A 4475-nucleotide genomic window follows, 5' to 3' on the forward strand; every position below is an offset into this window, starting at 1 on the left:
GCTCTCCCTGATTGGGGCCCTCTGCTATGCGGAGCTGGCGACCGCCTTTCCCCATGCCGGGGGTGATTACGTGTTTCTCACCCGGGCGTATGGGCGCTGGATGGGCTTCCTGTTCGCCTGGTGCGAACTGTGGGTCGTTCGACCGGGTTCGATCGGCATGATGGCCTTCGTCTTCGCCACCTATGCGCGGGAAATTTTCCCCCTCCATACCCCCGGGGGGCCACAGTTTTCTCTCATGGCCTATGCCATGGGAGCGATCGCTGTTCTCACGTTGATCAACATCCTCGGCGTGCGGGAAGGAAAGTGGACGCAGAATCTCCTCACGGTTCTCAAGGTGCTCAGCCTCGCGCTCATCTTCGTGGTGGGGATGTTCCTGGTGCCGGGTGCGGCAGCGGAGAAAGCGCCACCGGCGGATCCCCCGCCGTTTGACCTGCGGCTGGCCATGATCCTGGTGCTTTTTACCTATGGTGGCTGGAATGAGATGGCCTATGTCGCGGCGGAGGTGAGGAACCCCACGCGGAACATCCTGCGGGCCCTGGTGCTGGGGACTCTCGCCGTTACCGCCATTTACGTGCTGGCCACCGTGGCCTTTGTGCGAGGGTTGGGATTCGCGGGCGTGCAGAAGTCGGAGGTGGTGGCGGCCGATCTTTTGAGGATATCGATGGGCGATTTCGGGAGTAAACTCATCGCGCTCATCATTTGCATCTCAGCGCTGGGCTCGGTAAACGGCCAGATCTTCACCGGAGCCCGGGTGTATTATGCCATGGGGCGCGACCACCGTGTGTTCAAGATTCTGGGAAGCTGGGATCCGCAGCGGAGCACGCCGGTGTGGTCGCTCCTGGTTCAGGGGGTGATCACCCTGGGTCTGGTGGCCGCTTTCGGATGGTATCAGGACGGATTCAACAATCTGCTCAATTTCACGACCCCGGTTTTCTGGACGTTTTTCTTTCTCGTGGGGTTGTCGCTGTTTGTTCTGCGTGCGAGGTACCCGGATGTGCCGCGTCCTTACCGGACGCTGTTTTTCCCAGTGACACCTGTTATTTTTTGTAGTTCCTGTTTGTTCATGATTTATTCCAGCGTCACATACGCCATTCAGCACAGGACGTATGAGGCGCTTTGGGCGATCGGGGTGCTGGTGGTGGGCATGCTGGTGGCGGCTGTTTCTGCGTTACGGCAGCCCCGGCTGGCTGCGACGGAGGAACCCACCAAGGGCGAGATCACTCGGCAGCCGTGATTCGGTAATTGAGCGTGCGCGAGCCGCCGATTTCTTCCGCCCGAAGCCACAGGGTTTTGCCGATGAGCTCCTTTCCACGGGGAAATCGATACTGGTGCACGGTCCGGCCGGGGCCCTGCTCCCGGATGAACATGAACTGACGGCGGCGGTCGGGGGCGAACAGCTCGCAGCGGAAAGACACAGGATATTCGGTTTCGTTGACGAAGACCTGCTGCACCACGAGGTCGCCCGATTCGTCCAGTCGGGTGGAAATCTCGATGTACACGTCGCCCAGGCCCACCTCCACAAAATGGTAACTACTGAAGCGGTAAGTGCTTTCACCCTGGATACGAAAATCAACACGGACGGGCTGGGGGCCTGTTTCCGCGTCGAATGGGAGGGTGAAAAAAACCTCGCGTTCCAGTGTCTCGCCTGGCTGGAGTTGAAAGGTGAATCGGCGGGGTGAAACCTGCCAGTTGGGCGGTGTCGTGATGAACGCCTCTCCGGAAACGGGTTCCAGAAAGGTATTCTCGAAGCGAAGCTGGTTTCGGTAGGGAACGCCATAAACACTGGGAAGACGTGTGGTGGCCAGCGTGACGCGCTGCCGCCATCGCGCGATGGGCACCGAAACGCCGTACACAAAGAGCGGCCAGTCATTCACGAGAATGGCCTGGCCGACGGCTGTGTTTTCCACGGGGACTTCTCTCCCCCACACATCGAGGGCGGTGATTTCACTGCCGAGATACAAAGCCTCTCGGGTAGGACGATTGGCCCAGAGTACCATGACACCTCTCTGCTTGTCGGTCGAGAAGATGCGATTGCTGGAGCCTCCGGGGAGGAGAACCGAGCCGATCGGCTCGGCCGAGGCCAGCGCATGGGCCGTCGTCCGCCAGGGGAGATACAGCTCGGTCGGCGTGCCGCTGGCAGTGCACAGGCCCGTGTGAGGATCAAAGGGATCCGGATGAAACGCGGCCAGGGCAGCGCCTTCCCGAGTGGCAGCCATCCGCAACACAAGATCGCGGACACGATCGCGGAGGGAATAGTCGCGGTCGTCAAGTGGTTGGAGGGAGAGGAAGATCTGCGGCGGGGCGGGGTTTTGGGGAACTTCTCGTAAAAAAGATTCGAGCTCTTCCGCGGTGAGCGGCGGCTCGCCGGTCAGATGCACAAACGCGAGGGGGAGCGGAGGAAAGGGCTGCAGCCAGTTCCAGGGAATCCCCAGCCGGATCTCCGCCACGACGTTGCCCAAGGCTTTGTGGGCCTGATCGAGGACCTGCTGGATGCGGGCCAGCCGGGGTGGCGGCTCGCCATCATCTTCCCCCAATTGCCAGTAGCGCACGAGGGTGGCCACCCGGGCAAAAGTGAACTCCAAGGAGGGCTGCCAGATTTTGGGGTCGGAACTGAGCACATCGAGCGCGGTGGCATCAACAGAAACCTTCTCCCGAACGCTGTCCGGCGGGGTGAGAAGGCCGACAATCTGCACGCCATGCGAGGCAAGATGCTCCAGAAAATGCGACGTTTCCTGAAGAGTTCGCTTGTCCGTGTTTTCGTCACACCAAACGGGGAATTTGACGTATCCGACCGCCGCGTGATGAAGGAGTTCCCGGAGGCGATCCGGCCCCGTGGGAAAAAGGCCCCGGGGAAGAGCCCAGCCGAAAGGCGCAAGATCGTTTCCCTCGGGCGGTCGCATGATCACAAATTGCAGCTCCGCGTCGCGGGAAGAATTTGAGCCCTGTGCGAGATGCACCCGAAGGCGATAATAGCCGGGCTGGTCCAGCGGCAGGCTCCGCTGGGCGGAACCCTTGTAGAGGGTCACGCCGCGGAGCGCTGGTTCGGGCGGGATTTCCTCCTGGCCGAAGGCGGGCTCGGACTCCAGCGCAATTTGCTCCTGTAAAAGTTCCTGCTGTTCCGCATTCGTCACCCGGATCTGTAACGGGGGGACTGGCGAAGGCACTCCCGACACCACGCAGTTGACGCGCGGTTGTTGAGGGAGCAGGTAAAGGCCGTTGGGACGGTCGAGCGTGACCCTCAGCATCGGCAGTCGGTGGAGTGAGACGGTTCCGAACCAAACCTCCGCTCCCACGTCGGCACGGGCACCGGCCTCCACATGAAGGGTCAACACAGCTTTTGCGACGAGCGCGTCGTCCACGTCGAATGGTCCCACGGTCAGCAGGGTCCATTCGGCGGTTTCTCCCAGTTGGCGTGAGCTGAGGAGGCGGAGCGGCTTGTCGTTGCTATCCAGCAAGGTGACTTCCAGAAAGATGCGGTCGTTCTGAACATTTCGCGTCCGCACCCACACCTGGGCCTGATAGCTGAAAAGCTGCGTGATACTGATGGGTGGGGTGCTGAGAGCGAGGGAGCCTCCGTCGAGGTAGCCCCACAGTGAACGCGGAGAATCGGGAGAGGCCACCGGAACGATTTCGGCTTTCACGTAGAGAGGGTACCGCGGCCCCTGCGCGCGGGTCCAGTAATCGGGAAACGAATCGTAATTCTGGTCGTGACTTTCATCAAAGTTGCAGCGGTAAACGATGCTCAGGTCCGGCTGCGAGGGGATACTCGGAGCGGGCAGAGACTTGGGCACCTCCGCCGCGACTCCTACAATGAGCAATGAGACCACGATTTGCGGTGGAAACACTGTTGTTCGATTCCCCGGATATTTATTTGCTGTGAAACCCCACGCCTGGGAGAGAGGCGTAGGAAAAACTCGTCGGCGAAATCCCGATCGCGGGATCGTCGGCACGTGCTGTCGGGATATATGGACTCCTGGAAAGCGCTTCGGCCAATAGCGGGGCGCTCATTGAGAGGGACTCAAACTGTGTTGAAAATCCGTCTGGCTGCTGACCTTGGCCCCATACCGGGCGATCTCCGCGAGACGTTACCCCGGATCCGGGAGCTGGCCCTGGAGGGGGTCGAGTTGGACCTCCTCGGACTGATGCCGCTGGAAGACTACACGCGGACGGCCATCCGGGAAATACGAAAATATCTGGCAGATTGGGATCTCACCCTGGCACTCGCACGTCTGCGACTTTCGAGGGGATTGGATGACCCCGATGGACTGGAAAAACGGATCGAGGAAATTCGCCGTGCCATGGACCTGACCTACCAATTAGGGGGGCGATACCTGAGCTATAGAATCGGCTTTATCCCGCAGAATCCGGAAAATCTTGAATGGCAGGTGCTGAAGGAGGTCCTGGCGGACCTGAGCCGGTGGGGGGAACGGGTGGGGGCGATCCTGGCGATTGAAACGGGGTGGGAACCGGCGGGA

Annotated in this window: 3 protein-coding genes; 2 read left to right on the forward strand and 1 reads right to left on the reverse strand. The window is 60.6% G+C overall.

What is annotated here, in order from left to right; genetic code table 11:
* Positions 1-1234 (forward strand): amino acid permease (locus H5U08_RS10900; protein ID WP_297032924.1); only part of this gene is annotated, 1234 nt, incomplete at its 5' end.
* Here the strand turns inward: H5U08_RS10900 and H5U08_RS10905 are convergent.
* On the reverse strand, positions 1218-3845 hold the full coding sequence (locus H5U08_RS10905; RefSeq protein ID WP_297032925.1) for an NEW3 domain-containing protein: 2628 nt from the start codon (positions 3843-3845) through the stop codon (positions 1218-1220). The genes H5U08_RS10900 and H5U08_RS10905 overlap by 17 nt on opposite strands.
* Before the next feature lie 180 nt (positions 3846-4025).
* Between H5U08_RS10905 and H5U08_RS10910 the strand changes: the two genes are divergently transcribed.
* Positions 4026-4475 (forward strand): TIM barrel protein (locus tag H5U08_RS10910; protein ID WP_297032927.1); only part of this gene is annotated, 450 nt, incomplete at its 3' end.

This window comes from Thermogutta sp. (assembly GCF_014359955.1).
Taxonomy (GTDB): domain Bacteria; phylum Planctomycetota; class Planctomycetia; order Pirellulales; family Thermoguttaceae; genus Thermogutta.